22 protein-coding genes and 1 pseudogene are annotated in these 26041 nt (G+C 72.5%); 16 read left to right on the top strand and 7 right to left on the bottom strand.

Going from position 1 to position 26041, the window contains the following annotated elements:
- The first annotated feature begins 43 nt into the window (after positions 1-43).
- The gene (locus ACVMYR_RS10730) at positions 44-478 is read left to right on the top strand and encodes a hypothetical protein (protein WP_077936068.1); all 435 of its coding nucleotides are present in this window, start codon (positions 44-46) and stop codon (positions 476-478) included.
- Positions 479-551: 73 nt separating this feature from the next.
- On the opposite strand, the gene ACVMYR_RS10725 is transcribed toward ACVMYR_RS10730, so the two are convergent.
- The 4 genes from ACVMYR_RS10725 to ACVMYR_RS10710 form a co-directional block, all read right to left on the bottom strand.
- Positions 552-872 (bottom strand): DMT family transporter, encoded by a 321-nt coding sequence (locus tag ACVMYR_RS10725; protein ID WP_077936069.1) that lies wholly within the window; start codon positions 870-872, stop codon positions 552-554.
- A 67-nt stretch (positions 873-939) separates the two neighbouring features.
- On the bottom strand, positions 940-2016 hold the full coding sequence (locus ACVMYR_RS10720) for an alkene reductase (RefSeq protein ID WP_091278966.1): 1077 nt from the start codon (positions 2014-2016) through the stop codon (positions 940-942).
- A 253-nt stretch (positions 2017-2269) separates the two neighbouring features.
- Positions 2270-3907: a glycoside hydrolase family 13 protein gene (locus ACVMYR_RS10715; protein ID WP_457121709.1), complete on the bottom strand. Its 1638-nt coding sequence runs from the start codon at positions 3905-3907 to the stop codon at positions 2270-2272.
- A gap of 135 nt (positions 3908-4042) precedes the next feature.
- The gene (locus tag ACVMYR_RS10710; RefSeq protein WP_077936072.1) at positions 4043-5104 is read right to left on the bottom strand and encodes a LacI family DNA-binding transcriptional regulator; all 1062 of its coding nucleotides are present in this window, start codon (positions 5102-5104) and stop codon (positions 4043-4045) included.
- Between the two features lie 198 nt (positions 5105-5302).
- On the opposite strand from ACVMYR_RS10710, the gene ACVMYR_RS10705 reads away from it, so the two are divergent.
- The 14 genes from ACVMYR_RS10705 to ACVMYR_RS10640 all read left to right on the top strand — a co-directional run bounded on the left by ACVMYR_RS10705 (position 5303) and on the right by ACVMYR_RS10640 (position 22937).
- A complete protein-coding gene (locus ACVMYR_RS10705; RefSeq protein WP_457121708.1) occupies positions 5303-6559 on the top strand; it encodes a sugar ABC transporter substrate-binding protein in 1257 nt (418 codons plus the stop codon).
- Positions 6559-8196: an ABC transporter permease subunit gene (locus tag ACVMYR_RS10700; RefSeq protein ID WP_457121707.1), complete on the top strand. Its 1638-nt coding sequence runs from the start codon at positions 6559-6561 to the stop codon at positions 8194-8196. Before ACVMYR_RS10705 ends, ACVMYR_RS10700 begins: the two co-directional genes overlap by 1 nt.
- Positions 8193-9095, top strand: a complete 903-nt coding sequence (locus ACVMYR_RS10695; protein WP_457121706.1) for a sugar ABC transporter permease — start codon at positions 8193-8195, stop codon at positions 9093-9095. The genes ACVMYR_RS10700 and ACVMYR_RS10695 overlap by 4 nt, the downstream gene beginning before the upstream one ends.
- A 139-nt stretch (positions 9096-9234) precedes the next feature.
- Positions 9235-11118 carry a glycoside hydrolase family 13 protein gene (locus tag ACVMYR_RS10690; RefSeq protein ID WP_457121705.1) on the top strand — a complete coding sequence of 628 codons (1884 nt, stop codon included), beginning with the start codon at positions 9235-9237 and terminating at the stop codon, positions 11116-11118.
- A gap of 148 nt (positions 11119-11266) precedes the next feature.
- A complete protein-coding gene (locus ACVMYR_RS10685) occupies positions 11267-11608 on the top strand; it encodes a hypothetical protein (RefSeq protein ID WP_043961820.1) in 342 nt (113 codons plus the stop codon).
- Positions 11609-11883: 275 nt separating this feature from the next.
- Positions 11884-12954, top strand: a complete 1071-nt coding sequence (locus tag ACVMYR_RS10680) for a BMP family lipoprotein (RefSeq protein WP_077936076.1) — start codon at positions 11884-11886, stop codon at positions 12952-12954.
- 201 nt (positions 12955-13155) lie between these two features.
- On the top strand, positions 13156-14751 hold the full coding sequence (locus tag ACVMYR_RS10675; protein ID WP_457121748.1) for an ABC transporter ATP-binding protein: 1596 nt from the start codon (positions 13156-13158) through the stop codon (positions 14749-14751).
- The gene (locus ACVMYR_RS10670) at positions 14748-16079 is read left to right on the top strand and encodes an ABC transporter permease (protein WP_043961823.1); all 1332 of its coding nucleotides are present in this window, start codon (positions 14748-14750) and stop codon (positions 16077-16079) included. The genes ACVMYR_RS10675 and ACVMYR_RS10670 overlap by 4 nt, the downstream gene beginning before the upstream one ends.
- 3 nt (positions 16080-16082) lie before the next feature.
- Positions 16083-17363, top strand: a complete 1281-nt coding sequence (locus ACVMYR_RS10665; RefSeq protein ID WP_396789707.1) for an ABC transporter permease — start codon at positions 16083-16085, stop codon at positions 17361-17363.
- Between the two features lie 147 nt (positions 17364-17510).
- On the top strand, positions 17511-19115 hold the full coding sequence (locus tag ACVMYR_RS10660; RefSeq protein ID WP_457121704.1) for an SGNH/GDSL hydrolase family protein: 1605 nt from the start codon (positions 17511-17513) through the stop codon (positions 19113-19115).
- Positions 19116-19170: 55 nt separating this feature from the next.
- On the top strand, positions 19171-20079 hold the full coding sequence (locus ACVMYR_RS10655) for a hypothetical protein (RefSeq protein WP_457121703.1): 909 nt from the start codon (positions 19171-19173) through the stop codon (positions 20077-20079).
- A 63-nt stretch (positions 20080-20142) separates the two neighbouring features.
- Positions 20143-20850, top strand: coding sequence for a cytidine deaminase (locus tag ACVMYR_RS10650; protein ID WP_457121702.1), 708 nt, complete (start codon positions 20143-20145; stop codon positions 20848-20850).
- A 5-nt stretch (positions 20851-20855) separates the two neighbouring features.
- Positions 20856-22136 carry a thymidine phosphorylase gene (locus ACVMYR_RS10645; protein ID WP_077936082.1) on the top strand — a complete coding sequence of 427 codons (1281 nt, stop codon included), beginning with the start codon at positions 20856-20858 and terminating at the stop codon, positions 22134-22136.
- Between the two features lie 120 nt (positions 22137-22256).
- Positions 22257-22937: a DUF4272 domain-containing protein gene (locus ACVMYR_RS10640; protein ID WP_077936083.1), complete on the top strand. Its 681-nt coding sequence runs from the start codon at positions 22257-22259 to the stop codon at positions 22935-22937.
- A gap of 12 nt (positions 22938-22949) precedes the next feature.
- Here the strand turns inward: ACVMYR_RS10640 and ACVMYR_RS10635 are convergent, their stop codons facing one another.
- Both ACVMYR_RS10635 and ACVMYR_RS10630 read right to left on the bottom strand, forming a co-directional pair.
- Positions 22950-23795 carry a methyltransferase domain-containing protein gene (locus tag ACVMYR_RS10635; RefSeq protein WP_457121747.1) on the bottom strand — a complete coding sequence of 282 codons (846 nt, stop codon included), beginning with the start codon at positions 23793-23795 and terminating at the stop codon, positions 22950-22952.
- Between the two features lie 81 nt (positions 23796-23876).
- Positions 23877-24131 (bottom strand): annotated as a pseudogene (locus ACVMYR_RS10630) (putative RNA methyltransferase); the annotation flags it as partial.
- Between the two features lie 63 nt (positions 24132-24194).
- Between ACVMYR_RS10630 and ACVMYR_RS10625 the strand changes: the two are divergent.
- A complete protein-coding gene (locus ACVMYR_RS10625) occupies positions 24195-25274 on the top strand; it encodes an adenosine deaminase (protein WP_077936084.1) in 1080 nt (359 codons plus the stop codon).
- Here ACVMYR_RS10625 and ACVMYR_RS10620 read toward each other — a convergent pair whose 3' ends face one another.
- Positions 25275-25688 carry a hypothetical protein gene (locus ACVMYR_RS10620; protein ID WP_431897678.1) on the bottom strand — a complete coding sequence of 138 codons (414 nt, stop codon included), beginning with the start codon at positions 25686-25688 and terminating at the stop codon, positions 25275-25277.
- Positions 25689-26041 lie beyond the last annotated feature (353 nt).

Below are 26041 nucleotides of genomic sequence, written 5' to 3'. Positions count from 1 at the left end.
AAATGCCTCACACGTGAATGTGAGGACCGGTCATGATGAGCGCGTGGGCGCACTCGTGACGTTGGACCTGCCGGACGACTCGCCGATGCTCGGCCTGCCGTGGATCATCACGTTCGGCCCGCTCGACGACGCCGACGAGTGGGAGCCGGTGGTCTGCGGCCCCTACGAGCGCCCGCACGCGCTGGCCCTCGCCGAGTCGGTGGTGGCCGAGGAGCAGCTCATGGCCGTGGTGGAGCCCCTGGTGCCCGCCCTGTCGCCCGACGAGATCCGTGGCGAGATCGCCGCCGCCCGCATCGCCGCCTCCGACGAGGCGGCCCGGATCGAGGCGTCCGACCTCTACGGCGACTTCGACGACGTCATCGACGAGGAGCTGGAGGCGGCCGGGGAGCCGGCCGGGCCCCGCCCCGCGCCCGCCGAGGCCGAGCTGCGGGCCGGCTTCGCCCGCATCGCCAAGCTGCTCACCGAGAAGGGGAGCTGACCGTCGGCCCCGCCGTGCCGGCCCGCCCGCCGAGCCGCTGACCGTCGGCCCGCCGGATCCGCCCGCCCGCCGCTCAGTGCGTCCCGCCCAGGTTGAGCACGACCACCCCGGCGATGACGAGCGCCACGCCGACGACCTTCGTCACGCTGAGCGGCTCGCCGAGGAAGGCCGCCCCGACCGCGACGATCGCCGCCGTGCCCAGCCCGGACCACATCGCGTACGCGACGCCGACCGGGATCTCCCGCACCGCGAGCGAGAGCAGCCCGAACGCCGCCAGGTACGCCACCGCCAGCCCGAGCGTCGGCCACAGCCGGGTGAACCCGTGCGTCGCCTTGAGCAGGCTCGTCCCGACCACCTCGGACGCGATCGCGAGCACCAGGAACAGATACGCCATGCGGCGATTCTGCCCGCGCCGTCCGCGGGCGCGTCCCCGTTGGCCGGGGACGCGCCCGGGCGTCGGGTCAGCCCTGGTCGGGCAGCGCCGGGTAGTCGGTGTAGCCCTCGTGCCCGCCGCCGTACGCGGTCGTGTAGTCGGGGCTGTTGAACGGGCCGCCCTCGGCCAGCCGCCGGGGCAGGTCGGGGTTGGCGAGGAACAGCGCGCCGTACGAGACCAGGTCGGCGTCGCCGCGCTCGACCAGCTTCAGCGCCTCCGGCCCGGTCCAGGCCCCCGGGGTGTACGGGTTGAGCAGCAGCGCCCCGGCCCACCGCTCGCGCAGCACGGGCGTGAACTCGGTGTCCGCCCCCTCGGCCACGTGCAGGTACGCCAGCCCGAGGGGGTTCAGCGCGTCGACCAGGGCCAGGTACGTCTCGCGGTGGTCGTCCTCGGCGATGTCGTTGTACGGGTTGGCCGGCGAGATCCGCAGCCCGACCCGGTCGGCGCCGATCGCCTCCGCCACGGCGGTGGCCACCTCGACGACGAGCCGGATGCGGCCGGTCGGGTCGCCGCCGTACCCGTCGTCGCGCCGGTTGGCGTTGGTGGAGAGGAACTGGTGAAGCAGGTAACCGTTCGCCCCGTGCAGCTCCACCCCGTCGAAGCCCGCGTCGACGGCGTTGCGGGCCGCCGCGACGAAGTCCGCGACGGTGGCCCGGACGCCCTCGGCGTCCAGCGGCTGCGGGGTCGGGAACTCCTGCGGGCCGGTGGGGGTGACGATCGTCCCGGCCGCCGGCACGGCGGACGCGCCGACCGGGGCCGAGCCGTGGGCGGTGTTGTCCGGGTGGGCGATCCGCCCGACGTGCATGAGCTGCGCGAAGATCACGCCGCCCCGCTCGTGCACCGCGTCGGTCACCCGCCGCCAGCCGGCGACCTGGTCGGCGGTGTGCAGGCCGGGGGTGTTCAGGTAGCCCTGGCCGACCGCCGAGGGCTGCACGCCTTCGGTGACGATCAGCCCGGCGCCGGCGCGCTGGGCGTAGTAGGTGGCCATCAGCTCCGTGGGGACGGCCCCTGGCCCGTCTGCCCGGCTGCGCGTCATGGGTGCCATGACCACCCGGTTGCGGAGGGTGTGGCGGCCGACGGTGAGGGCGTCGAATGCGGTGTCCATTGTCCCGGCTCCTGTCCCTGCGATTGGCGCTTCTGGATGCAGGAAGTCGCCCGGGGCCCTGAAACTTCCCGGGTGGACGGTGATCGGGGACACCCCGCGCGCCGTCCCGGACGGACGTCGGCGCCCCGTGGAGCGGAACTCCACGGGGCGCCGGCGCCACCTTCACCCCCCACCACAAGGGGTCGGCTGCCCGGCCGCCCGCCGGCGCGGAGCACGACGGACGACCAGGGGTCCACTGCGGGCTGTACCCGGCTCAGCGCCGTTCGAACCACGCGGCGGCGTCGACCGGCAGGACGTGCCCGGTGCCCTGCCCGGTCAGCTCCGCGCTGGCCACGACCGGCTGGCCGTACCCGTCGATTTGCACCGGCGCGTCGCTGAGGTTGACCACGCAGGTCAGCTCCGCGCCGCCGCCGGTGCGGCGGAACGCCAGCACGCCGGGGCCGGTCGTCTCCAGCCAGGTCACGCCGTCGGCGTCGCGGGCGAGCGCCGGGTGGGCGCGCCGGGCCCGCAGCGCCGCGCGGTAGAGCTCCAGGGTCGAGCCGGGCGTGCCGGCCTGGGCGGCGACCGAGAGGGCGGCCCAGGTGGCGGGGGCCGGCAGCCAGCTCAGCTCGCTGCCGGCCGGCCCGAAGCCGTACGGGGCCAGCGCGCCGTTCCACGGGATCGGCACCCGGCAGCCGTCCCGGCTCTCGCCGGTGCGCAGGAACGACGGGTCCTGGCGCAGCTCGTCGGGCAGGTCGAGCACCTCCGGCAGGCCCAGCTCCTCGCCCTGGTAGAGGTAGGCGCAGCCGGGCAGGGCCAGCATCAGCAGGCTGGCGGCGCGGGCCCGGCGCAGGCCGACCTCGCCGTCGCCGTAGCGGGTGACGTGCCGCTGCTTGTCGTGGTTGGACAGCACCCAGGTGGTCGGCGCGCCGACGATGGTCGCCTCGGCCAGCGCGGTGTCGATCACCTTGCGGAACGAGTCGGCCGACCAGGTGGCGTCGAGGAAGTCGAAGCTGAACGCCTGGTGCAGCTCGTCGGGCCCGATGTAGCGGGCGAGCCGCTGCGGCGTCTCGGCCCACGCCTCGGCCACGGCCATCCGGCCGCCGGGGTAGCTGTCCAGGATCGGCCGCCAGGCCCGGTAGATCTCGTGCACCTCGTCCTGGTCGAAGTACGGCAGCCGGCCCTTGCCGAGCAGCTCGGACTGGCGTCGGCCGCCGGTCATCGAGTTGAAGCCGACGTCGGGCAGCCCTTCGGCCTTGATCATGCCGTGGGCCACGTCGATGCGGAACCCGTCGACGCCCCGGTCGAGCCAGAAGCGCAGCACGCCTTCGAACTCGGCGCGGACCTCGGGGTGCCGCCAGTTGAGGTCGGGCTGGGCCGGGTCGAACAGGTGCAGGTACCACTGGCCGTCGGGCACCCGGGTCCAGGCCGGCCCGCCGAAGATGCTCTCCCAGTCGTTGGGCGGCAGCTCGCCGTGCCCGCCCCGGCCCTCGGCGAACAGGTAGCGGGCCCGCTCCGGGGAGCCGGGGGCGGCGGCGAGCGCGGCGACGAACCACGGGTGCGCGCTGGAGGTGTGGTTGGGCACGATGTCGACGATGATCCGCAGGCCGAGCGCGTGCGCGTCGGTGATCATGGAGTCGAAGTCGGCGAGGGTGCCGAACATCGGGTCGACGTCGCGGTAGTCGGCCACGTCGTAGCCGCCGTCGACCATCGGCGAGGTGTAGAAGGGGGTCAGCCAGAGCGCGTCGACCCCGAGGTCGCGCAGGTACGGCAGCCGCTCGCGGATGCCCTGGAGGTCGCCGACGCCGTCGCCGTTGGAGTCGGCGAAGCTGCGGACGTAGACCTGGTAGACGACCGCGGAGCGCCACCAGTCGTCGTCGGAGGTCAGCGGCGTGGGGGTGCTGGCGGTCATGGGTGGCGATCCCCGTTCTGTGGCGCGGGACGGCGTGGGGTGCGTGGCACGGCGGTGTGCCACCGGGTGGTCAGAGCAGAATGCCGCCCCACGGCTGCAAGAGTCAAGCAGGGCTTGCGCAAGAAATGACGGCGGTCAGCCGGCGCTCCTGGCGAGAGCGGCGGCGGGCTGCCGGGCGGCCGGCTGCCGGACGACCGCCGTGGAGCCGCGCACCACCAGCTCGGGCCGGAACAGGTACTCCGAGTGCGGGGCGGCGTGCCCGTTGATCTCGTCGACCAGGGCCCGGACGGCGGCCACCGCCATGGCGGCCACCGGTTGGCGCATCGTCGTCAGCGGCGGGTCGGTGAAGGCCATCAGCGGCGAGTCGTCGTACCCCACCACGGACAGGTCGCCGGGGACGGACAGGCCGCGCTGGCGGGCGGCCCGGATCGCGCCGAGGGCCATCAGGTCGGAGCCGCACACCACGCCGGTCACCCCGCGCTCCAGCAGCCGCCCCGCGGCGGCCTCGCCGCCCTCCACGCCGAACAGGGTCAGCTCGGCCAGGTCGGCCAGCTCGGCCTCGGGCAGGCCCGCCAGGCGCCCCATGGCGGCCCGCCAGCCGGCCACCCGGCGCTGCACGGGGACGAACCGGTCCGGGCCGGTGATCAGCCCGATCCGCCGGTGCCCGAGGGCGATCAGGTGGGCGACGGCCAGCTCGGTCGCCTCCCGGTCGTCGCAGGAGACGAAGGGCGCGGCGATCCCGGGGACGTACCCGTTGATCATGACGACGGGCAGCGGCCGGGCGATCAGCGCGCGGTACCGGTCGTGGTTGGCGGCGGTGTCGGCGTGCAGCCCGGAGACGAAGACGATCCCGGAGACCTGGCGGTCGAGCAGCATCTCGACGTACTCGTCCTCGGTGACGCCGCCCGGGGTCTGGGTGCACAGCACCGGGGTGAAGCCGCTCTGCGCCAGGGTCGACTCGATCACCTGGGCGAACGCGGGGAAGATCGGGTTGTCCAGCTCCGGCACCACCAGGCCGACGAGGCCGGCGCTGCGCTTGCGCAGCCGGGCCGGGCGCTCGTAGCCGAGGACGTCGAGGGCGGTCAGGACGGCCTGCCGGGTCTCCGGGGCCACGCCGGGGCGGTCGTTGAGCACCCGCGACACCGTGGCCTCGCTGACTTCGGCCTGTTGGGCGATGTCGGACAGTCGAGCGCGCATGGCGGCACTTTAGCTCACGGGCAAGTTCTTGCGTACCTTTCTGCAAGCCCTTCCATCATCCGCAACATCTTGCTAACGTCCCGGCAACACGCGAGAGCAGCGGCGCAGCATCCCCGCGCCGGTTGGAAAGAACTTACAGAGGTTCCCACTGGCGGGCCGCCCTTCCCCCGGCGGACCGCCATGACGACAGGAGTACCGATGCGCATCCGTACCGCGGGTGTGGTCGCCGTCCTCGGCCTGGCGCTGGCCGCCTCCGGCTGCGGTGGCAGCGACGACGACAGCAGCGCGCCGGCCGCGAAGGAGTCCGCCGGCGCCACCGGCGGGAAGCTGGTGATCTGGGCCGACGACAAGCGGACCGCCGCCCTGAAGCCGTTCGCCGAGAAGTTCGGCCAGGAAAACGGCGTGACCGTCGAGGTCCAGGCCGTCTCGAAGGACCTGCAGACCAACTTCGTCACCGCCTCCCAGCAGGGCAGCGGCCCCGACGTCGTGGTCGGCGCGCACGACTGGATCGGCAACCTGGTCCAGAACGGCGCCATCGACCCGGTGCAGCTCGCCACCGACCAGAAGAGCGGCTTCAACGAGACCGCCGTCAAGGCCGTCACCTTCAACGGCCAGCTCTACGGCGTGCCGTACGCCATGGAGAACCTGGCGCTGATCCGCAACACCGAGCTGGCCCCGGAGGCCCCGAAGACGATCGAGGACCTGGTCGCCGCCGGCAAGAAGCTCAAGGCCGACAAGAAGGCCAGCGAGATCCTCTGCCTCCAGTCCGGCCAGAACGGCGACGCCTACCACATCTACCCGCTGTACACCTCGGCCGGCGGCTACCTCTTCGGCACCGCCGCCAACGGCGACTACGACCCGAAGGACCTGGGCGTGGGCAAGCCGGAGTCGATCGCCGCGTTCCAGAAGATCGCGAAGCTCGGCGAGAAGGGCGAGGGCGCGCTCAAGCGTTCCATCACCCCCGAGAACTCGATCGCCACCTTCACCGGCAAGAAGTGCGCCTTCCTGGTCTCCGGGCCGTGGGCCATCGCCGACGCCAAGAAGGCCAACATCTCCTACGACATCTCCCCGGTCCCCGGCTTCGCCGGCGGCAAGGAGGCCCAGCCGTTCGTGGGCGTCCAGGCGTTCTACGTGGCCGCCAAGGGCAAGAACAAGGCCCTGGCCCAGGAGTTCGTGGCGAACTACACCACCAAGCCGGAACTGGCCGTGGCCCTGTACAACGCCGAGCCGCGCCCGCCGGCCCTGACCGCCGCTCTCGACCAGGTCAAGGGCAGCGACCCGGACCTGGCCAAGTTCACCGAGGCCGGCAAGAACGGCCAGGTGCTCCCCGCGATCCCGGCCATGGCCGCGATCTGGGACCCGTTCGGCAAGGCCGAGGCCGCGATCATCGGCGGCGCCGACCCGGCCAAGACGATCACCGCGGCCGGCAAGACGATCTCCGGCCAGATCAAGTAATGAGCACGAAGCTGTCCGGCCCGGGGTCCACGCGGACCCCGGGCCGGGGGCCCGTCGGCCCCGGGCTCCCGCGCACCGCCCGCACCGCGCGGCACCACGCGCCGGTCACCGCGACCGGCCTCGTCGTCAAGGTGATCCTGCTCGGCCTCGTGGCCGGGATCGCGCTCTGGGCGGCCTTCCCGCTCGTCGAGGCCGAGAAGTGGGTCGGGCTGGCCCTGCTCGCGGCCACCACCGCCGGCCTGTTCTACCTCTACCTCACCCCCCGGCACATCCCCGCCAAGTACCTGGTCCCCGGCACGCTCTTCCTGATCGCCTTCCAGGTCTTCCCGGTGCTCTACACCGCCAGCACCGCCTTCACGAACTTCGGCGACGGCCACCGGGGCAGCAAGGACGACGCCATCGTCGCGATCCAGAGCTCCTCGGTGAAGCAGGTCCCCGGCTCCACCGAGTACGCCCTGTCGGTCGCCACCGCGGGCGACCCCGCCACCGGCGCGCTGGTCTTCCTGGTCACCGACCCGGCCACCGGCGCCGTCTCCGCCGGTGACGCCGACGGGCTGCGCCGGCTCGACGCCGCCGACGTCACCGTCGGCTCCGGCGGCAAGGTCACCGCCGCCGACGGCTACACCGTGCTCAACTTCGGCCAGGCCAGCGCCCGCAGCCAGGAGATCACCGACCTGGTGGTGCCCACCGCCGGGGGTGCGCTGCGCTCCTCCGGCCTGTCCCGCGCCTACGAGGGCCGGGCCATCCGGGCGTACGACGCCGGGTGCGACTGCGTCACCGACAGCGAGAGCGGCAAGCGGTGGACGGCCGACGCGGCGACCGGGTCGTTCGTCGCCGCCGACGGCGAGCGCCTCGCGCAGGGCTGGCAGGTCAACGTCGGGCTGGAGAACTTCGCCCGGGTCCTCACCGACCCGAACATCTCCGGGCCGTTCTTCGGCACCCTGCTGTGGAACTTCGCCTTCGCGATCGGCTCCACCGGGTTCACCTTTCTGCTCGGCATGGCCATCGCGCTGGCCCTGCACTCGCCCCGGATGCGCGGCACCAACCTCTACCGGGTGCTGCTGATCCTGCCGTACGCGATGCCGTCGTTCGCGATGCTGCTGGTCTGGCGGGACATGTTCAACACCGACTTCGGCCTGATCAACAACCTGTTCGGCCTCGGCGTCGACTGGTTCGGCGAGGCCTGGTCGGCGCGGGCGGCGGTGCTGCTGGTGCAGCTCTGGCTGGGCTACCCGTACATGTTCCTGGTCGCCACCGGCGCGCTCCAGGCCATCCCCAAGGAGCTGACCGAGGCCACCTCCGTCGACGGCGCGTCGCCCTGGCAGTCGTTCCGCGCGGTCACCCTGCCGCTGCTGCTCGTCGCGCTGTCGCCGCTGCTGATCGCGTCGTTCGCGTACAACTTCAACAACATCAACGCGATCTGGCTGACCACCGAGGGCGGCCCGTTCCCGGCGGACAACCCGCGCAACGGGGCGACCGACCTGCTGATCACCTACACGTACCGGCTGGCCTTCGGCGCGCAGGGCGCGGAGTTCGGCATGGCGGCGGCGGTGTCGATCTTCATCTTCGCGATCGTGGCGACGGTGTCGGCGATCAGCTTCCGCAACACCCGCAAGCAGGAGGAGGTCTACTCGTGACCACCTACGTGCACCCCCCGGCCGTCGACCGCACCGCCGCCGGCCGGCGGCGCAACCGCTGGCTGGCCCAGGTCGGCTGGCGGCACGTCGTCGGGGTGCTGGCCGTGGCGTTCAGCCTTTTCCCGATCCTGTTCGTGCTCTCGGCCGCGCTCAACCCGCTCGGCACCCTCTCGTCGACCTCCCTCGTGCCGACCGGCGGGGTGTCGGGCGAGAACTTCGCCAACCTGTTCGCCGACACGGCGTTCAGGCACTGGTTCGTCAACTCGCTGCTGATCGCCGGGCTCGCCAGCTTCGTGTCCATCTTCCTGTCCTCGCTGGCGGCGTACGCGTTCTCCCGGATGCGCTTCGCCGGCCGCCGGGTCGGGCTGCTCACCCTGCTGCTGATCCAGATGTTCCCGCAGTTCCTGGCGATCGTGGCGATCTTCCTGATCTTCACCACGGTCACCGACCTGTGGCCGGCGATCGGCTTCAACACCCCGTGGGGCCTGTTCCTGCTCTACATGGGCGGCGCGCTCGGCGTGAACACCTGGCTGATGAAGGGCTTCTTCGACACGCTGCCCCGGGAACTGGACGAGTCCGCCACGATGGACGGCGCGTCGCACGCCCAGGTCTTCTTCCGGATCATGCTGCCGCTGGTGGCGCCGATCTTGGCGGTGACCGCCCTGCTGTCGTTCATCGGCACGATCAACGAGTTCATGATCGCCAACGTGTTCCTGACCGACACCGAGTCGAAGACCCTCGCCGTCGGCATGTTCGGCCTGGTCGCCGGCGAGCGCAACAACAACTTCGGGATGTTCGCGGCGGGCACCCTGCTCACCGCCGTCCCCACCGTGCTGGTCTTCCAGCTCCTCCAGCGGTACATCGTCTCCGGCCTCACCGCCGGAGCGGTCAAGGGCTGAGCCTCCTCGGCTCACGCTGCGGCAAGGGCGTCGTGTCGACGTACACCGGAGCGGTTTCCGGGCGGACCGCCGCGGTCGGGTGACCGACCGCGGCGGGTGCCCGCCCACTCCCCGTCGACCCGACCCGAAAGGCCGCACCATGTCCCCACGCCGCACCGCCGCCCCGGGCCGCACCGTCTCCCCGGGCCCGCACCACGACGGCTCCGCCGCCTACGTCCCCGAGCAGGAACCCGCCCTCGGGCAGACCGTCCCCGTCTTCGTCCGGGTCCCCGCCGGGGCCGACGTGCGCTCCGTGCACGTGCGCAGCACCCCCGACGGCGAGCCGCGCTTCGCCGAGGCCACCGTCGACCGCCGCACCGGCTCCGACGTCTGGTGGCGCGCCGACGTCGAGGTACGCAACCCGGTCAGCAACTACCGGTTCCTGCTCACCGACGCCCGTGGCGACTACCGCTGGCTCACCGCCGCCGGCCTCGCCGACCACGACGTGCCCGACCACGGTGACTTCAAGCTGGTCACCCACGCCCCGCCGCCGGCCTGGGCCCGCGACGCGGTGATCTACCAGATCTTCCCCGACCGGTTCGCCCGCTCCGCCGCCGCCGACGGCCGGACCGCCCCGGACTGGGCCGTCCCCTGCGACTGGGACACCCCCGTGATCGGGCGCGGCCCGCAGACCCCCCGCCAGTTCTACGGCGGCGACCTCGACGGCATCGCCGAGCGGCTCGACCACCTCGACCGGCTCGGCGTCAACACCGTCTACCTCACCCCGATCTTCCCGGCCCGCTCCAACCACCGCTACGACGCGGCCAGCTTCGACACCGTCGACCCGCTGCTCGGCGGCGACGCCGCGCTGGCCCGGCTCGCCGACGCGGTGCACGCCCGGGGCTGGCGGCTCCTCGGCGACATCACCAGCAACCACACCGGCGACGCCCACCACTGGTTCACCGCCGCCGTCTCCGACGTGACCGCCCCCGAACGGGAGCTGTACTACTTCGACGCCGTGACCGGGGACTACGAGTCGTGGAACGGGGTGAAGTCGCTGCCGAAGCTCAACTGGGGCAGCGCGGAGCTGCGCCGCCGCTTCGCCACCGCCGAGGACTCGCTGCTGCGCCGCTGGCTGCGCCCGCCGTACTCGCTCGACGGGTGGCGGGTCGACGTGGCGAACATGACCGGGCGGCGCGGCGCGGACGCGTACACCCACGAGGTGGCGCGGCTGCTGCGCGAGGTGGTGGCCGAGACCAGGGCCGACGGGCTGGTGCTCGCCGAGCACGGCCACGACCACACCGGCGACCTGGACCGCGACGGCTGGCACGGCACGATGAACTACGTCGGCTTCACCGACCCCGTCTGGTCCTGGCTGCGCCACGACTCCGGGCTGCGTGACGCCTCCGGGCTGCGCCCCGGTGCCGAGCCGCTGCCGAACTTCCTCGGCACCCCCGGCGGGGTGCGGCGGCGCGACGCGCACGCCGTGCGGGCCACCCTGGACACCTACCGGTCGCTGGTCTCCTGGCGGTCGTACGTGCACTCGTGGCAGCTGCTCGGCTCGCACGACTCGGCCCGGATCCGCACCGTGGTCGGCGACGCCGCCCGGCAGGAGGTGGCCGCCGGGCTGCTCGCCACCATGCCGGGCACCCCGGTGATCTTCGCCGGGGACGAGCTGGGGCTGACCGGGGCGAACGGGGAGGGCTCGCGTACCCCGATGCCATGGCACCGGCCGGACAGCTGGGACGCCGGCACGCTCGCCGCGTACCGGAGGCTGATCGCCCTGCGCCGGGCCGAGCCGGCGCTGCGCCACGGCGGCCTGCGCTGGGTGCACGTCGACGCGGACACGCTGGTCTTCCTCCGCGAGACGCCCACCGGCGGCGTGCTGGTGCTGGCCCGGCGCGCGGCCGGCACCCCGGTCCGGATCGCCGGTCTGCCGGCCGCCGAGAACGCCTACGGCGGTGCCCCGGCGCTGCGCCCGGACGCCGACGGCACGGTGACCCTCCCCGCCGACGGCCCCACCTTCCAGCTCTGGCGGCTGTAGTTGCAAGGAAGGGCCCCCTATTAACGCCTTTGGTAGAGAAGGGGACCCCTCTCACGCGGGGTGTTAACAGGGGGCCCTTCCTTGCCTGCGGGGGAGGGCGCGGGTGGGTCCCTACTACAAGACGTCGTTGATAGGGGAGGATGGCCGGATGGAAGCTCTTCGCCTGGTACTCCTCTACGTTCACCTGATCGGGTTCGCGCTGCTGCTCGGCGGCGCGATCGCCCAGTACGTCAGCGGTCGGCTGCGGATCAACGCGGCCATGCTCTGGGGGTCGGTCATCGGCCTGCTGACCGGAATCGGGCTGTCCGCCCCGTTGCGCGACGGCGACGAACCGGCCCCCGCCAAACTTGTTACCAAGTTGGTGCTCGCGCTGCTGATCTTTGTCATGGTCTTCTTCTCCCGTAAGCGGGAGACGGTCAACCGCGGCCACTTCCTCGCGATCGTCGGGTTGACCCTGGTCAACGCGGCGGTGGCGGTCTTCTGGCGCTAACGCCCTGGCCAGGGGAGAGGCCGTGGGAACCGGACGTTCGTGACGCCCGACCGGTCCACTACCGGCACGAGAAGTGATGTGCCCCACCCAAGGGTTACGTAGGGGTAACAGGCACTCAACAGTCGTGCACGATTGTCGGCCGGTGGGTGGGCGCGGGCGTACGCTCCCGTCCGTAACGTGGGACGCCGGCGGCCACAAAGCAGGCCGGCTCAAGGGCTGCCACCGCGCAGAGCGGTGTGCAATGGGAAGGAGACGTCTTGCGCTCTGTGCGTGGGATGCGGATCGCCTCCGCCTTCGTGGCGGGTGGGCTCGTGCTGGGCGCCGCCGCGTGTGGTGAGGCCCCCAAGGACGACAACGGCGCGGGCGACGCAGGCGCCAAGAAGTACAGCGCCTGCATGGTGACCGACGTCGGCGGCATCGACGACAAGTCGTTCAACACCTCCGCCTGGAAGGGCCTGCAGGAGGCCCAGAAGGCCAACAGCAACATCGACATCAAGTACGTCGCGTCGAAGGCCGAGGCGGACTACGAGGTCAACCTGACCCAGTACGTCAACCAGAAGTGCGACTTCATCCTGGCCGTCGGTGGCCTGATGGGTGACGCGACCTCGAAGATCGCGAAGGCGAACCCCAACCAGCAGTTCGGGATCGTCGACTCGAAGCTGCCGGAGACGAACGTCTACCCGATGCAGTTCGACACCGCCCAGGCCGCGTTCCAGGCCGGCTACCTGGCCGCCGGGATGACCAAGTCCGGCAAGGTCGGCACCTACGGCGGCCTGCCGATCCCGCCCGTGACGATCTTCATGGACGGGTTCGCCGACGGCGTCGCGTACTACAACAAGACCAAGAGCAAGAACGTCCAGGTCCTGGGCTGGAACAAGGAGACCCAGAAGGGTTCCTTCACCAACGACTTCGTCAAGCAGGACGAGGGCAAGAAGGTCTCCGACACCCTCGTCGCCCAGGGCGCGGACATCATCATGCCGGTCGCCGGCGGCGCGGGCCTCGGCACCACCGCGGCGGCGCAGGCCTCCGGCGGCAAGTACTCGGCCATCTGGGTCGACGCCGACGGCTGCGAGAGCACCCCGAACTGCCCGGCGCTGCTGACCACCGTGGTCAAGAACATCGCCGACGCCGTCAAGGAGGCCGTGGTCAAGGCCGCCGGCGGGGAGAAGCTCCAGGCCAGCCCGGGCTTCGTGGGCACGCTCGCCAACAACGGCGTGTCGATCGCCCCGTACCACGAGTTCGACAGCAAGGTCCCGGCGGACCTGAAGGCCGAGGTCGAGAAGATCAAGGCCGACATCGCCGCCGGCACCATCACGGTCACCTCGAAGGCCCAGCCGGCCAAGTGACCGCCCCGCCACCCCGCCGCGCTCGCGGCGGCGGGGCCGGCGGGACCCCAGGCACGACGACCGGCCGCCTCGACGCACGCGGGCACACCACCCACGTGGTCGGGGCGGCCGGTCCGCACCACCCGACGCCCGGGCGGACCCGGTGACCGGCGGCTCGGCAGCGGCTACGCTGCACCATCGCTCGCACTCCAGGAGGTTGCGCTGAGACTCGAACTGCGCGGCATCACCAAGCGGTTCGGTGATCTGGTCGCCAACGACCACATCGACCTGACGGTGGAGCCTGGAGAGATCCACGCCCTGCTCGGCGAGAACGGCGCCGGCAAGTCGACCCTGATGAACGTCCTCTACGGGCTCTACCAGCCCGACGAGGGCGAGATCCTGGTCGACGGCACGCCGCTGAAGCTGAAGGGCCCGTCCGACGCCATCGCGGCCGGGATCGGCATGGTGCACCAGCACTTCATGCTGGTGCCGGTCTTCACCGTGGCCGAGAACGTCATGCTCGGGGCCGAGCAGGTCAAGGGCGGCATCGCCGGCTTCCTCGACCGGCGGCGGGCCCGGCGCGAGGTCGCCGAGGTCTCACAGCGCTACAACCTGCGCGTCGACCCGGACGCGGTGATCGAGGACCTGCCGGTCGGCATCCAGCAGCGGGTGGAGATCGTCAAGGCCCTCACCCGGGACGTCGACCTGCTCATCCTCGACGAGCCGACCGCCGTGCTCACCCCGCAGGAGACCGAGGAACTGCTCACGGTCATGCGGTCGCTCAAGGCCGCCGGCAAGTCGATCGTCTTCATCACCCACAAGCTCGGCGAGGTCAAGGCCATCGCCGACCGGATCACCGTGATCCGGCGCGGGAAGACCGTCGGCACCGCCTCGCCGACCGCCAGCCGCGACGAGCTGGCCGCCCTGATGGTGGGCCGCAGCGTCCGGCTGACCGTGGACAAGCAGCCCGCCACCCCCGGCAAGCCGATCCTGGAGGTCGCCGGCCTGGTCGTCGACGACGACCGGCAGATCCGCGCCGTCGACGGGATCGACCTGACCGTGCACGCGGGCGAGGTGCTCGGCGTGGCCGGCGTGCAGGGCAACGGGCAGACCGAACTGATCGAGGCGATCATGGGGCTGCGGCCCGTCCTCGCCGGCACCGTCACCCTCGACGGTGAGCAGGTGCACGGCTGGTCGACGAAGAAGGTGCTGCGCGCCGGGGTGGGCTACGTCCCCGAGGACCGCAGCGTCGACGGCCTCGTCAAGGAGTTCAGCGTCGCCGAGAACCTGGTGCTGGACATCTACGACCGGCCGCCCTTCGGCAAGGGGTTGTCCCTGCAACCCGACGCCATCGCGTCCTCGGCGCGGGAACGGATCGAGCAGTTCGACGTCCGTACCCCCTCGGCGGACGCGCCGGTCGGCACCCTCTCCGGCGGCAACCAGCAGAAGGTGATCGTGGCGCGGGAGCTGTCCCGGCCGCTGAAGCTCTTCATCGCCGCCCAGCCGACCCGCGGCGTCGACGTCGGCTCCATCGAGTTCATCCACTCCCGGGTCATCCGGGAACGGGACGTGGGCACCGCCGTCCTGGTCGTCTCCAGCGAACTGGACGAGGTGATCGGCCTGGCCGACCGGATCGCGGTCATGTACCGCGGCCGGGTCATCGGCATCGTCGGCCCGGACACCCCCCGCGAGGAGATCGGCCTGCTGATGGCCGGCATCACCCCCGACGCGGCGACCCCGGCCCCCGGGGCGCAGCAGCGGGACCCCGACGCGGCGACCCCGGCCCCCGACGGCCCCGGTAGCGAGGACGAGGCATGAGCAACCCCAACCCGGCGTCGGGCTCGCCCGACAAGGAGCCGGCGACCGAGGCGCAGGCCGCGCAGGTGGCGGCCGGCGGCGTCGACCGCGCCGCGACGGCCACCGCGCCGAAGCGGCCGGCGCAGGAGCCCCGCCCGTCCCTGGGCCGGCTGTTCCTGGACAACCTGTGGGCGGCCAACACGGTGACCGTCACGGTGCTCGCGGTGCTGCTGGCGATGCTCGTCGGCGCCGTGCTGATCATCGTCTCGGACCCGGACGTGCTGGCCACCTACGGCTACATCACCGCCCGACCGTCCGACGCGCTGAACTCCAGCTGGACGGTGGTCAGCGAGGCGTACGCGAACCTGTTCAAGGGCGCGATCTTCGACCCGGAGGCGTCCGGCTTCACCGCCGCGCTCAGCCCGATCTCGGAGACGCTGACCTACACGGCCCCGCTGGTGTTCACCGGCCTGTCGGTGGCGCTCGCCTTCCGCGGCGGCCTGTTCAACATCGGCGCGCAGGGCCAGGCCACCATCGGCGTCATCCTCGCCGCGCTGGCCGGCTTCCTGCTGCCGCTGCCCCCGGTGCTGCACCTGATCGTGGCCGTGCTCGCCGGCGCGGCCGGCGGCGCGCTCTGGGGGTTCATCCCGGGCATCCTCAAGGCGCGTACCGGCGCCCACGAGGTGATCAACACGATCATGCTCAACTACGTCGCGCTGTACTTCCTCTCCTGGATCATCGTCCAGAGCGGCGTACAGAACCCGAACCGGGCCGACGCCATCAGCCGGCCCGTCGACTCCTCCGCCCAGTTCCCCCGGCTGCTCGGCGACAACCTGCGGGTGCACGCCGGCATCCTGCTCGCCGTGCTGGCCACCTGGTTCGTCGCCTGGCTGCTCAACCGCTCCACGTTCGGCTTCGAGCTGCGCGCCGTGGGCGCCAACCCGGACGCCGCCCGCACCGCCGGCATCAGCGTCCCCCGCACGTACGTGCTGATGATGGCCATCGCCGGCCTGCTCGCCGGCCTCGGCGGCAGCCAGATGGTGCTCGGCTCCACGGCGAACGCGCTCACCCCGCTGGTGATCGCGCAGATCGGGTTCGACGGCATCCTGGTGGCCCTGCTGGGCCGGGTGAAGCCGTGGGGCGTGCTGCTGGCCGCGCTGCTGTTCGGCGCGCTCCAGGCCGGCGGCAACCGGATGCAGGGGTACGCGGGCATCTCCCTGGAGCTGGTCACCGTGCTCCAGGCGCTGATCGTCATCTTCATCGCCGCGCCGGCCCTGGTGAAGGCGATCTTCCAGCTCCGGGCCGCCCGCGCCGCCCGGTTGCAGACGAGCCTGGCGAAGGGCTGGTAAGGCATGTCAACCATGGCTGTCCCGGACGTGGCGGTGGCCCAGGTCGACGAGGGCTTCTGGACCCGTACCCGAAAGATCGGTGCGGTGCTGCTGGCACTCGGGGTCGTCGCGACGGTGGTCTTCGGGGCCCTCGCCACCGACCAGCAGGCCCGCTTCACCCTCAGCGAGACCGACGGCGGCGCGGCGCTGGAGATCGACGGCACGATCGGCGCGATCCTGTTCGGCGTCATCGCCGCGGCGAGCGGCGTGGCCCTGCTTACCGGGGTGCCCAAGCGCTGGCTCACCACGCTGCTCGGGGTCGGCATCGTCGCCTTCGTGCTGTCGTTCCTGTGCTGGCAGGTCTCGGCCGCCCCCGAGGGGCGCAACTTCATGCCGATGGTCAACATGGTGCGGGGCACGTTCATCCTGGCCCTGCCGCTGATCTTCGGTGCCCTCGCCGGCGTGCTCTGCGAGCGGTCCGGCGTGGTCAACGTCGCCATCGAGGGCCAACTGCTGATGGGAGCGTTCAGCGGCGCCCTGTTCGGCAGCCTCTCCGGCAGCGTGTGGGTGGGCCTGGTCGCCGCCGCGATCGGCGGCGCGTTCATCTCGCTGCTGCTCGCCGTGTTCGCCATCCGCTACCTGGTCGACCAGGTCGTCATGGGCATCGTGCTCAACCTGCTGGCCGTCGGCGTCACCGGCTTCCTCTACGAGCGGCTGATGCAGACCGACGCGCAGAAGTACAACTCCGCGCCCCGGTTCGGCACCTGGGAGATCCCGCTGCTCTCCGACATCCCGGTGCTCGGGCCGGCGCTGTTCCGCAGCAACCTCTTCCTCTACGTCGGCCTGCTGCTGGTGCTGGTCATCCACATCGCGCTGTTCCGCACCCGGTGGGGCCTGCGGACCCGGGCCGTCGGCGAGCACCCGACCGCCGCCGACACCCTCGGCGTGAAGGTGCTGCGCGTGCGCTACCGCAACGTGCTGCTCGCCGGGGTGGTGGCCGGGATCGGCGGGGCGTCGTACACGCTCGCGCTCTACTCGTTCACCAAGAACATGATCGGCGGCAAGGGCTTCATCGCCCTCGCCGCGCTGATCTTCGGCCGGTGGAGCCCCACCGGCGCGCTGCTCGCCGCGCTCTTCTTCGGCTTCGCCGACCAGCTCGGCACGTACCTCGGCGCGATCGGCAGCGGCATCCCGAGCCAGTTCCTGGCGATGCTGCCGTACCTGGCGACCATGCTGGCCGTGGCCGGGCTCGTCGGCCGGGTCCGGGCGCCCGCCGCCGACGGCAAGCCGTACATCAAGGGCTGACGCCCGGTCGCCGACACCTGACCGTTGCCCGTGCCCGGCGGCCTGCCCGCCGGGCACGAGCGTCTCCGTCCTGTGCCGTATCGATGACCTGACGGTGACGGGATGGTCGACCCTTCGCGCAGATTCCCTCGTCTGCGTGAGGTGACCATGAAACGGCCCCTGACAGCCCTGGCGGCGTTGCTCTGCGCCACCACGTTGCTGTCCGCACCGTCCACCGCGACCGCCAAGCCCCCCGGCGGACCGCCCGAGCCCCGACCCGCCGGCAGCACGGAGAAGGCCACCGCGCCGACCCACCCCGACCGGGTGCCGGACCCCGACGCCCGGTTGGGGGCGGGGTGGCGGCGGTCCACGGACCGCGCCGTCACCACCTCCAGCGATGCGACCGGCCTGCACCTGCTCGTCGCCGACGAGGCGCAGGCCTACGCCTGGCGCACGGCGGCGACCCTCGCCGAGCCCGGCCTCGACGCCGACCAGTGGATCGGCCAGGCGTGCGTCACCGGCTCCGGCCGCCGCGCCGTGGTCGTCTACGGCCCCCGGACCTTCACCAACCGGGAACCCCTCATGCAGCGGGGCGGCACCCGACAGGCGAAGTACGTCGTCCGCCGCCCGAACGGCACCACGGAGCACCGGACCATCCCCACCCAGTGGGAGGCCAACAAGTGGGTCAACCTGGGCGTCTTCGACTTCACCGGCAGCGGCACACCGAAGGTGGAGCTGAGCAACTTCACCCTGGACGGCACCGGGGTGCAGGACATCGCCTGGGACGCCATCGCCGTCCAGCCGTTGCCGAGCAAGCCCCGGCACTTCGTGGTCGCGCTGGGCGACTCGTACTCCTCGGGCGAGGGCAGCGGTGCCTACACCCGGGTGAGCGACCAGTACGGCGACGACGCCGCCAACCGCAACTCGTGCCGGCGTAGCCCGAACGCCTGGTCCCAGAAGGCCACCATCCCGGGCGCGCCCGGCACCATCGGCAGCCTGGCGGCCGGCCACAACGTCACCATCGACGCGCAGTTCGTGGCGTGCAGCGGCGCCCGGGCCCACAACGTGATGAGCCCTGACCTGGTCACCGACGGGAAGTGGCAGGGCACCCGGGTCGAAGGCCAGTACGGCGAGATCAGCCAGATCGACCAGGGGTCCCTCAACGCCAACACCACGGCGGTCATGTTCTCGATCGGTGGTAACGACGCCCGCTTCACCAAGGTGGGCGATTCCTGCGCGAAAGGTTTCGACTGCAGCGCGCCGGACTACGTGATGGAGGGGGACAACAAGCCGCTGGGCGAAAAGCAGACGGAACTCATCAACGGCGTCGTCAAGGACTCCGTCCGGGAGGTGGTGCGTCAGGTCCGGGTCCGGGCTCCCAACGCCAGGATCTTCGTGATGGGGTATCCACACCTGTTCGAGCCCGGCTGCCAGTACGCCATCACCCTGCCGCCGGCCTTCACGGTCGGCCTCTCCACGAACGAGACCGCGTTCCTCAACAGCCTCGCCGACCAGATGGCCGCCATCCTGCCCTCCGACGCCGCCAACAAGGTCCACGGGATGGACGCCCGCAGCGAGTTCGGCGGGCACGGAATCTGTGCCGCGTCGACCGAGTACCTGAACGGCTTCGTGGTGCCTGATCTGCAGGAGGACGAGGACGGCGATCCGGTGCAGGCCTCCAGCATGGAGACGCTGCATCCCAACCAGGACGGATACCTTGCCTACGCCCGTATCCTGAACAACTACATGAGTCTCTACGGCTACAACTGGTGATGTTTCGTGGGGCCCGGCTGTTCCGCAGCCGGGCCCCACGGTCGGAAGGGCACGCATGCGACTGATCGGGCGGCTCACCTTCGCCGGGGCGCTGGGGGCGCTCGGCGCAGCGGCGCTGACGTCCCTGTGGCACACCGAGGCGATGCTGGTCGGGAGGTGCGAACCGGAGACGATCGGCGCCTGCTTCAGTTGGCGGCTGCCCACGATCCTCGTCGGGCCGCTGGTCGTGACCGCGCTGGTCTGGCTCGCGCTGCGGGCGACCGGTGCCGACCGGGCGCTGCCGGCCGCCCTCCTCGGGGCGATCGCCACCGCCGACGCCGTCCTGCTCCACGAGGCGTTCCAGCCGCGCTGGACGCCGCCGCCCGCCTGGCTCGCCGCCTGCCTCGGTGCGGCCGGTTTCACCGCGGGCGTCCTGCTGGGGGCAGCCCGGCTGCCGATGGCCGCACAGGCCGGGGCGGCGGTGGTGCTGTTGCTGGTGCCGGTCGCCGTATTTCCCCTCCTGCACAAGGCGACGCGGCGAAGCGAGCGGGCCCAGGCGTTCGCCCAGCTCGGGGTGCCCCTGATGGTGGCCGAGGTGGACGGCTACCGGGTCACCGCCGCACTCACCGATCGCAGCGACCGCAGGCTCTCCGTGTGGATGTCCAAGGGCGAGTCCTCGCTGTCGATCGTCGTGGTGCCCCTGCCCGTCGGCTTCAGCCCGCCCGCCGACTGCGGCCTTACCATCGACGATCTCTATGGCGACCGACCTGCCGGCGGCCCGCCGGCCGTGCTGTCGTGCCGGGCGGTGGGCCCGGACCACTGGGTGCGCACCGAGGGCGAGGACCAGGTCCACCTGGTCCGGAGGAACGACGCACTGGTGTACGTCGACCCCGGTGCCGACGTGCCGGCCGCCGACGTGGCGACGGCGGCGGCGCACCTGACCGAGGTGACCCCGGATCGACTGGCGGAACTGGCCGTGGCCTGAGCCCGGGCGCGATGCCCCCGCCCTGCTCGCCCCTGACCGGCGTGAATTGGGCAGAATGGTGGAATGACCGAGATCGACTGGGAGCGCCTGCGGGCCGCCGCCACCGAGGTGATGCGGCACGCGTACGTGCCGTACTCGAAGTTCCCCGTCGGGGCCGCCGCCCTCGTCGACGACGGCCGGATCGTGGTCGGCTGCAACGTGGAGAACGCCGCGTACGGGGTGGTGCTCTGCGCCGAGTGCGGGGTGGTCTCCTCGCTGCACGCCACCGGCGGCGGCCGGATCGTCGCCCTGTCCTGCGTCGACGCCACCGGCGAGCCGCTGATGCCGTGCGGCCGGTGCCGGCAACTGCTCTGGGAGCAGGGCGGCCCGCGCTGCCTGATCGAAGCCAAGGGCGGCCCGCTGACCATGGCGGAGCTGCTGCCGCACGCGTTCGACGTGGCCGACCTGGAGGCGGTGACCGGCGAACGGCCGGTGCCCGTGGTGCCGGACCGGCTGGCCGCCTGGCGGGGGCGGGGCACCGTCTTCGTGCACGCCGACCTGTCGGCGGGGCGGCAGGTGTGGACGGCGTACTGGGAGCGGTCGGCCGGGGACACCGAGGGCGCCGAGACCGGCGTGCTGGAGGAGGGCCCGAGCTGGGACGAGGCGGCCGAGGCGGTCGCCTGGGGGCTCGCCCGCACCCCGCGCGTCGTGGTGGTGGACGCGACGGGCACCATCTTCTGGGCCGGCGAGGGGGAGCCGCCGCAGGAGATCCCGACTCGGTGGGGTGGTTGAGACTGATGAGTGCCTTCACGGCGGTGGACGTCATCCGCGCCAAGCGGGACGGCGGGGTGCTGGGCGACGCCCAGATCGACTGGGTCGTCGACGCGTACACGAAGGGCCTGGTCGCCGACGAGCAGATGTCGGCGCTGGCGATGGCGATCCTGCTGCGCGGGATGACCGCGCCGGAGATCGCCCGGTGGACCGCCGCGATGATCGCCAGCGGCGAGCGGCTGGACCTCTCCGCCGTCGACCGGCCGACCGTCGACAAGCACTCCACCGGCGGCGTCGGTGACAAGATCACCCTTCCGCTCACCCCGCTGGTCGCCGCCTGCGGCGGCGCGGTGCCGCAGCTCTCCGGGCGCGGGCTCGGCCACACCGGCGGCACGCTGGACAAGCTGGAGTCGATCCCGGGCTGGCGGGCCGCGCTCAGCAACGACGAGTTCATCCGCCAGCTCCGCGAGGTGGGCGCGGTGATCTGCGCGGCGGGCGCGGGTCTCGCCCCGGCCGACCGCAAGCTGTACGCGCTGCGCGACGTCACCGGCACCGTCGAGGCGATCCCCCTGATCGCCAGCTCGATCATGAGCAAGAAGATCGCCGAGGGCACCGGCGCGCTGGTGCTCGACGTGAAGGTCGGTTCCGGGGCGTTCATGAAGTCCGTCGACGACGCCCGCGAGCTGGCCCGCACGATGGTCGAGCTGGGCGGCGCGCACGGCGTCCGGACGGTCGCCCTGCTCACCGACATGTCCACCCCGCTCGGGCTGGCCGTCGGTAACGCCGTCGAGGTCACCGAGTCGGTCGAGGTGCTGGCCGGCGGCGGGCCCGCCGACGTGGTGGAGCTGACCCTCGCCCTGGCCCGGGAGATGCTCGACGCGGCGGGGCTGCCCGACGCCGACCCCGGCGCGGCGCTGCGCGACGGCCGCGCCATGGACGCCTGGCGGGCGATGATCCGCGCCCAGGGCGGCGACCCGGACGCGCCCATGCCCACCGCACCCGAGGTGGAGGTGGTCCGCGCCGACGCCGACGGCTTCGTGGCGTCGGTCGACGCGTACGCGATCGGGGTGGCCGCCTGGCGGCTCGGCGCGGGCCGCGCCCGCAAGGAGGACCCGGTGAGCGTCCCGTCGGGGGTGGTGCTGCACAAGCGCCCCGGCGACCCGGTGCGGGCCGGCGAGCCGCTGTACGAGCTGCGCGCCGAGCACGCCGCCCGGATCCCGGCGGCGCTGGCCGAGGCCGCCCGGGCGGTACGCATCTCGCCGACCGCCCCGGCCGCGAAGCCGCTGGTCATCGAGCGGATCGGCTGACCTGTCCCCGCGTCCGTCCCGGCACCCACCTGTCGTGGTGCCGACCGCCGTTAACCGCTATTCTCCCAGGCCAGGGGGACGACCGGCGCTTAGCCGATGCGACTGACAGGGGTCTGAGCCGTGCGCGTACCCGCTCCCGACCCGCGCGAGGTCCGTGACGCCAGCCTGGACGAGCTGTCCCGGCTGGGGCTGCCGCTGCCACCCGAGCAGTTCCCGCTGGTGTGGGAGCCCGGCGACGAGATCGAGCTGCGGCCGACGGTGGAGATCGAGGCGCGCATCGCCGTGCTGCACGTGATCCTGGCCCGGTGCTTCGGCATGCCCGCGCAGGCGGCGATGAGCTGGCTGCTCAACTCCCACCTGGTCGACATGGTCACCCCGCCCGAGTGGCAGTTCGTGATGGGCGGCCGGGGCGACCACCGGTCGTTCGTGCTGCACCACGACGCGCTGTTCTCGCTGGCCTGGGTGCTCGGCCTGACCAAGCAGCTCGACCCGACGCTGCCGGTCGACGATCGCCTGGTGGAGCGGCTGCCGCACATCGCGGGCGGGGAGACCTTCGCGCACTGGCGCTCCCGCATCCTGGCCGCGCCCCAGCACCCGGCCGACGCGGCGGCCCTGCTCGACCTGCACTACTGCCTCGACTGGGCGTACCTGGAACTGGAGCGGGACGGGCGGTCGCGGCCCGGCCTGGTCGACGCCAACGCGATCGGTCAGCGCCGGTGGGCGCTGGAGTGGGCGGTGGTCCTGCGCGGGCCCTACCACGACGAACCGCCGGGCTGGGAAGAGGTCGACCTGTCCACCTGAGGCGGCGGGCGTTCAGCGGGGACGGTACACGCCGAGCCGGACCGCGAGGGTCACCCCGACCGGCTCGGGCAGGGCGGCGATCCGGGCGGCGAGGACGGCCGGGTCCGTGTGCCGGGCGCTGGGCCCCATCCCGACCAGCGTGGCGACCTCCGGCGCGGTCAGTTCCAGCCGGGCCCGCAGCACGCTCTCGGCGGCCTGGTCGAAGTGGTCGGCCAGGCTCCCGGCGACCCGGTCCGCCTTGTCGGGATCGACCTTCAGCAGGCCGAGCGCGTCGACCAGTTCGGCGAGGTGGTCCTCGGCCGGGGTGACCACGAGCAGCACGCCCGCCGGGTGGAGCACCCGGCGGAACTCCGCGCCGTTGCGCGGGGCGAAGACGTCGAGCAGCACGGCGACGCTGCCGTCGGCCAGCGGAAGCCGCCGCCAGGTGTCGGCGAGCGCGGCCGCCGCGCGCGGGTGGGCCCGCGCCGCCCGGCGCAGCGCCGGCTTGGAGACGTCCAGGGCCAGGCCCACGGCGTCGGGCAGCGCCGCCAGCACCGCGGCGAGGTGCCGGCCCGTGCCCGCCCCGGCGTCCACCACCAGCGGGTACGCCCCGACGGCCCGGCCGGTTCCGCCGGGTGTTGCGGGCCCGCCGGGTGTTGCTGGCTCGGTGGGCGTTGCGGACCCGGCGTGTCGCGGGCCGGGGCGACCGACTCCGTGTGCCCCCTTTGCTCTGCACCCGCATACGCAGCGGTCACCCACCGTCACCGCTGCGCCCGTGGGTGCAGAGCAAAGGGCCTGCGGGATGGGTGCGTCAGCCGCCGGGCGGCCTGTCGCGGGGGCCTCAGCCGCCGGTTGGCCCGTCGCGAGGGCGTCAGCCAACCGGCCCGTCGCGCCGGGGGCACCAGCCGCCGGGCCGTCCTGCCCCTCGTCGGCCACGGGCACGGCACCCAGCGCCGCGAGCCCGGCGGCGGCGAGCGCGGCCGAGACCGGGTCGTAGTGCCCGGCGGCGAGGAAGTCGGCCCGGGCGGCCACCATCTCGGCGGTGTCGCCCGCGTGCGGGGCCCGGCCGGCGAGCAGGTCGACGTAGCCCTGACGGGCGACGTCGAAGCTGTGCCGGCGCGGGCAGCGCAGCGCCCGGGCGGTCCCGGTGGCGGCCTCGGTGAGCGGTTCCGCGCAGACCGGGCAGCGCAGCCGGCCGACGATGCGGGGGTCCATCACCGCGCCATCCTCCCAGCCGGTCGCGTCGGCGGCCCGTCCGGTGGCCACTAGGGTCTCAGCATGGTCGCAATCTCATACGAGGACATCGTCAAGGCTCCCAAGGCACTGCTGCACGACCACCTCGACGGCGGCCTGCGGCCGGCGACGATCGTCGAGCTGGCCGCCGAGGTCGGCCACGAGTTGCCCACCACCGACCCCGGGGCGCTCGGCCGCTGGTTCGTCGAGGCGGCGGACTCCGGTTCGCTGGAGCGCTACCTGGAGACGTTCGCCCACACCGTGGCCGTCATGCAGACCGCGCCCGCGCTGCGCCGGGTGGCCCGGGAGTGCGCCCAGGACCTGGCCGCCGACGGCGTCGTCTACGCGGAGGTGCGGTTCGCCCCCGAGCAGCACCTGGAGCGGGACCTGACCCTGGACGAGGTGGTCGAGGCGGTCGTCGCCGGGTTCGCCGAGGGCACGGCGCTCGCCGCCGACGCCGGCCACCAGATCCGCGTGGGCACCCTGCTCACCGCGATGCGGCACGCCGCCCGGTCGCAGGAGATCGCCGAGCTGGCCGTACGGCACCGCGACGGCGGGGTGGTGGGCTTCGACATCGCCGGGGCGGAGGCGGGCTTCCCGCCCACCCGGCACCTCGACGCCTTCGAATACCTCCAGCGGGAGAACTTCCACTTCACCATCCACGCCGGCGAGGCGTTCGGGTTGCCGTCGATCTGGCAGGCCATCCAGTGGTGCGGCGCGGACCGCCTCGGCCACGGGGTGCGGATCGTCGACGACATCACCCCCGGCGACGACCGGCCGACGCTGGGCCGGCTGGCCGCGTACGTGCGGGACAAGCGGATCCCGCTGGAGCTGTGCCCGTCGTCGAACGTGCAGACCGGCGCGGCGGCGTCGATCGCCGAGCACCCGATCGGGCTGCTGCGCGACCTGCGGTTCCGGGTCACCGTGAACACCGACAACCGGCTGATGAGCGGCACCTCGATGTCCCGGGAGATGGCGCTGCTGGTGGAGGCCTTCGGCTACGGCTGGAAGGAACTCCAGTGGTTCACGATCAATGCGATGAAGAGCGCGTTCATCCCGTTCGACGAGCGGCTGGTCATCATCGACGAGGTGATCAAGCCGGCGTACGCGAAGCTGCTGGGCTGATCACGGGTGGTGCGGGTGGCCGGCGAGCAGGTCGGCCACCCGGCGCAGCACCTCGCGGGCGGGGGCCGGACGGGCGCCGAGCCCCGCCTGGCGGCGCAGCACCGCCGGCTCCGCCCGCAGCAGGGCCAGCCCGCGCCGCAGCAGCACCCGGGGGGCCTTGCGCTGCTCGGCCAGGTCGCGGGCGAGCCGCCGGAGGAAGGTGGTGCCGCGCGGCCGGCGCAGCGCGTACGCCCCGGCGAGCAGCCCCTGCCGCCGGCACTCCTCGACGATCTCGGCGGCGAATATCCCTTCGGCGACGAAAAGTGGCGATCCGGTCACCTCGAATGGCCGGGTGGCCACTTGCCGGTCCGCGCCGATCGCATAAACCGGCACTTCGGCCTTGCCGTCGCGGGCCAGTCGGGCAATCGTTTCCACGGCCGCCCCGGCGTCCCACGAGCGGGGCGAGTCCCAGTCCACAAGGCCGTCGTGGCGCGGCAACGTAGGGTCATCACCGTCCTTGTAGAAGTCGTCGAGACAGAGGACGGGAAGCCCGGTTCGTTGGGCTATGTACGACTTTCCGGAGCCAGAGGGGCCGGCTAGAAGGATGACACGACGGGGGTGTTCCATTACTCTCAGTCACTCCGGCCAGACGGATTGCGAGCAAATTGCATCAACATCTCATCACACCTTCGGCGACGGCCGGCCTGGGCTTTCTCTTTGGAACACGGCGTGATGGAATCTCGGAGGTCCGACCCGCCGGGTCGGTCGCTGGGCGTTGCCCGGGGCAA

The organism is Micromonospora sp. PTRAS2 (assembly GCF_054052245.1).
Note: the sequence above shows the minus strand (reverse complement) of the source record. Positions and strands in the feature narration are given on the sequence as shown.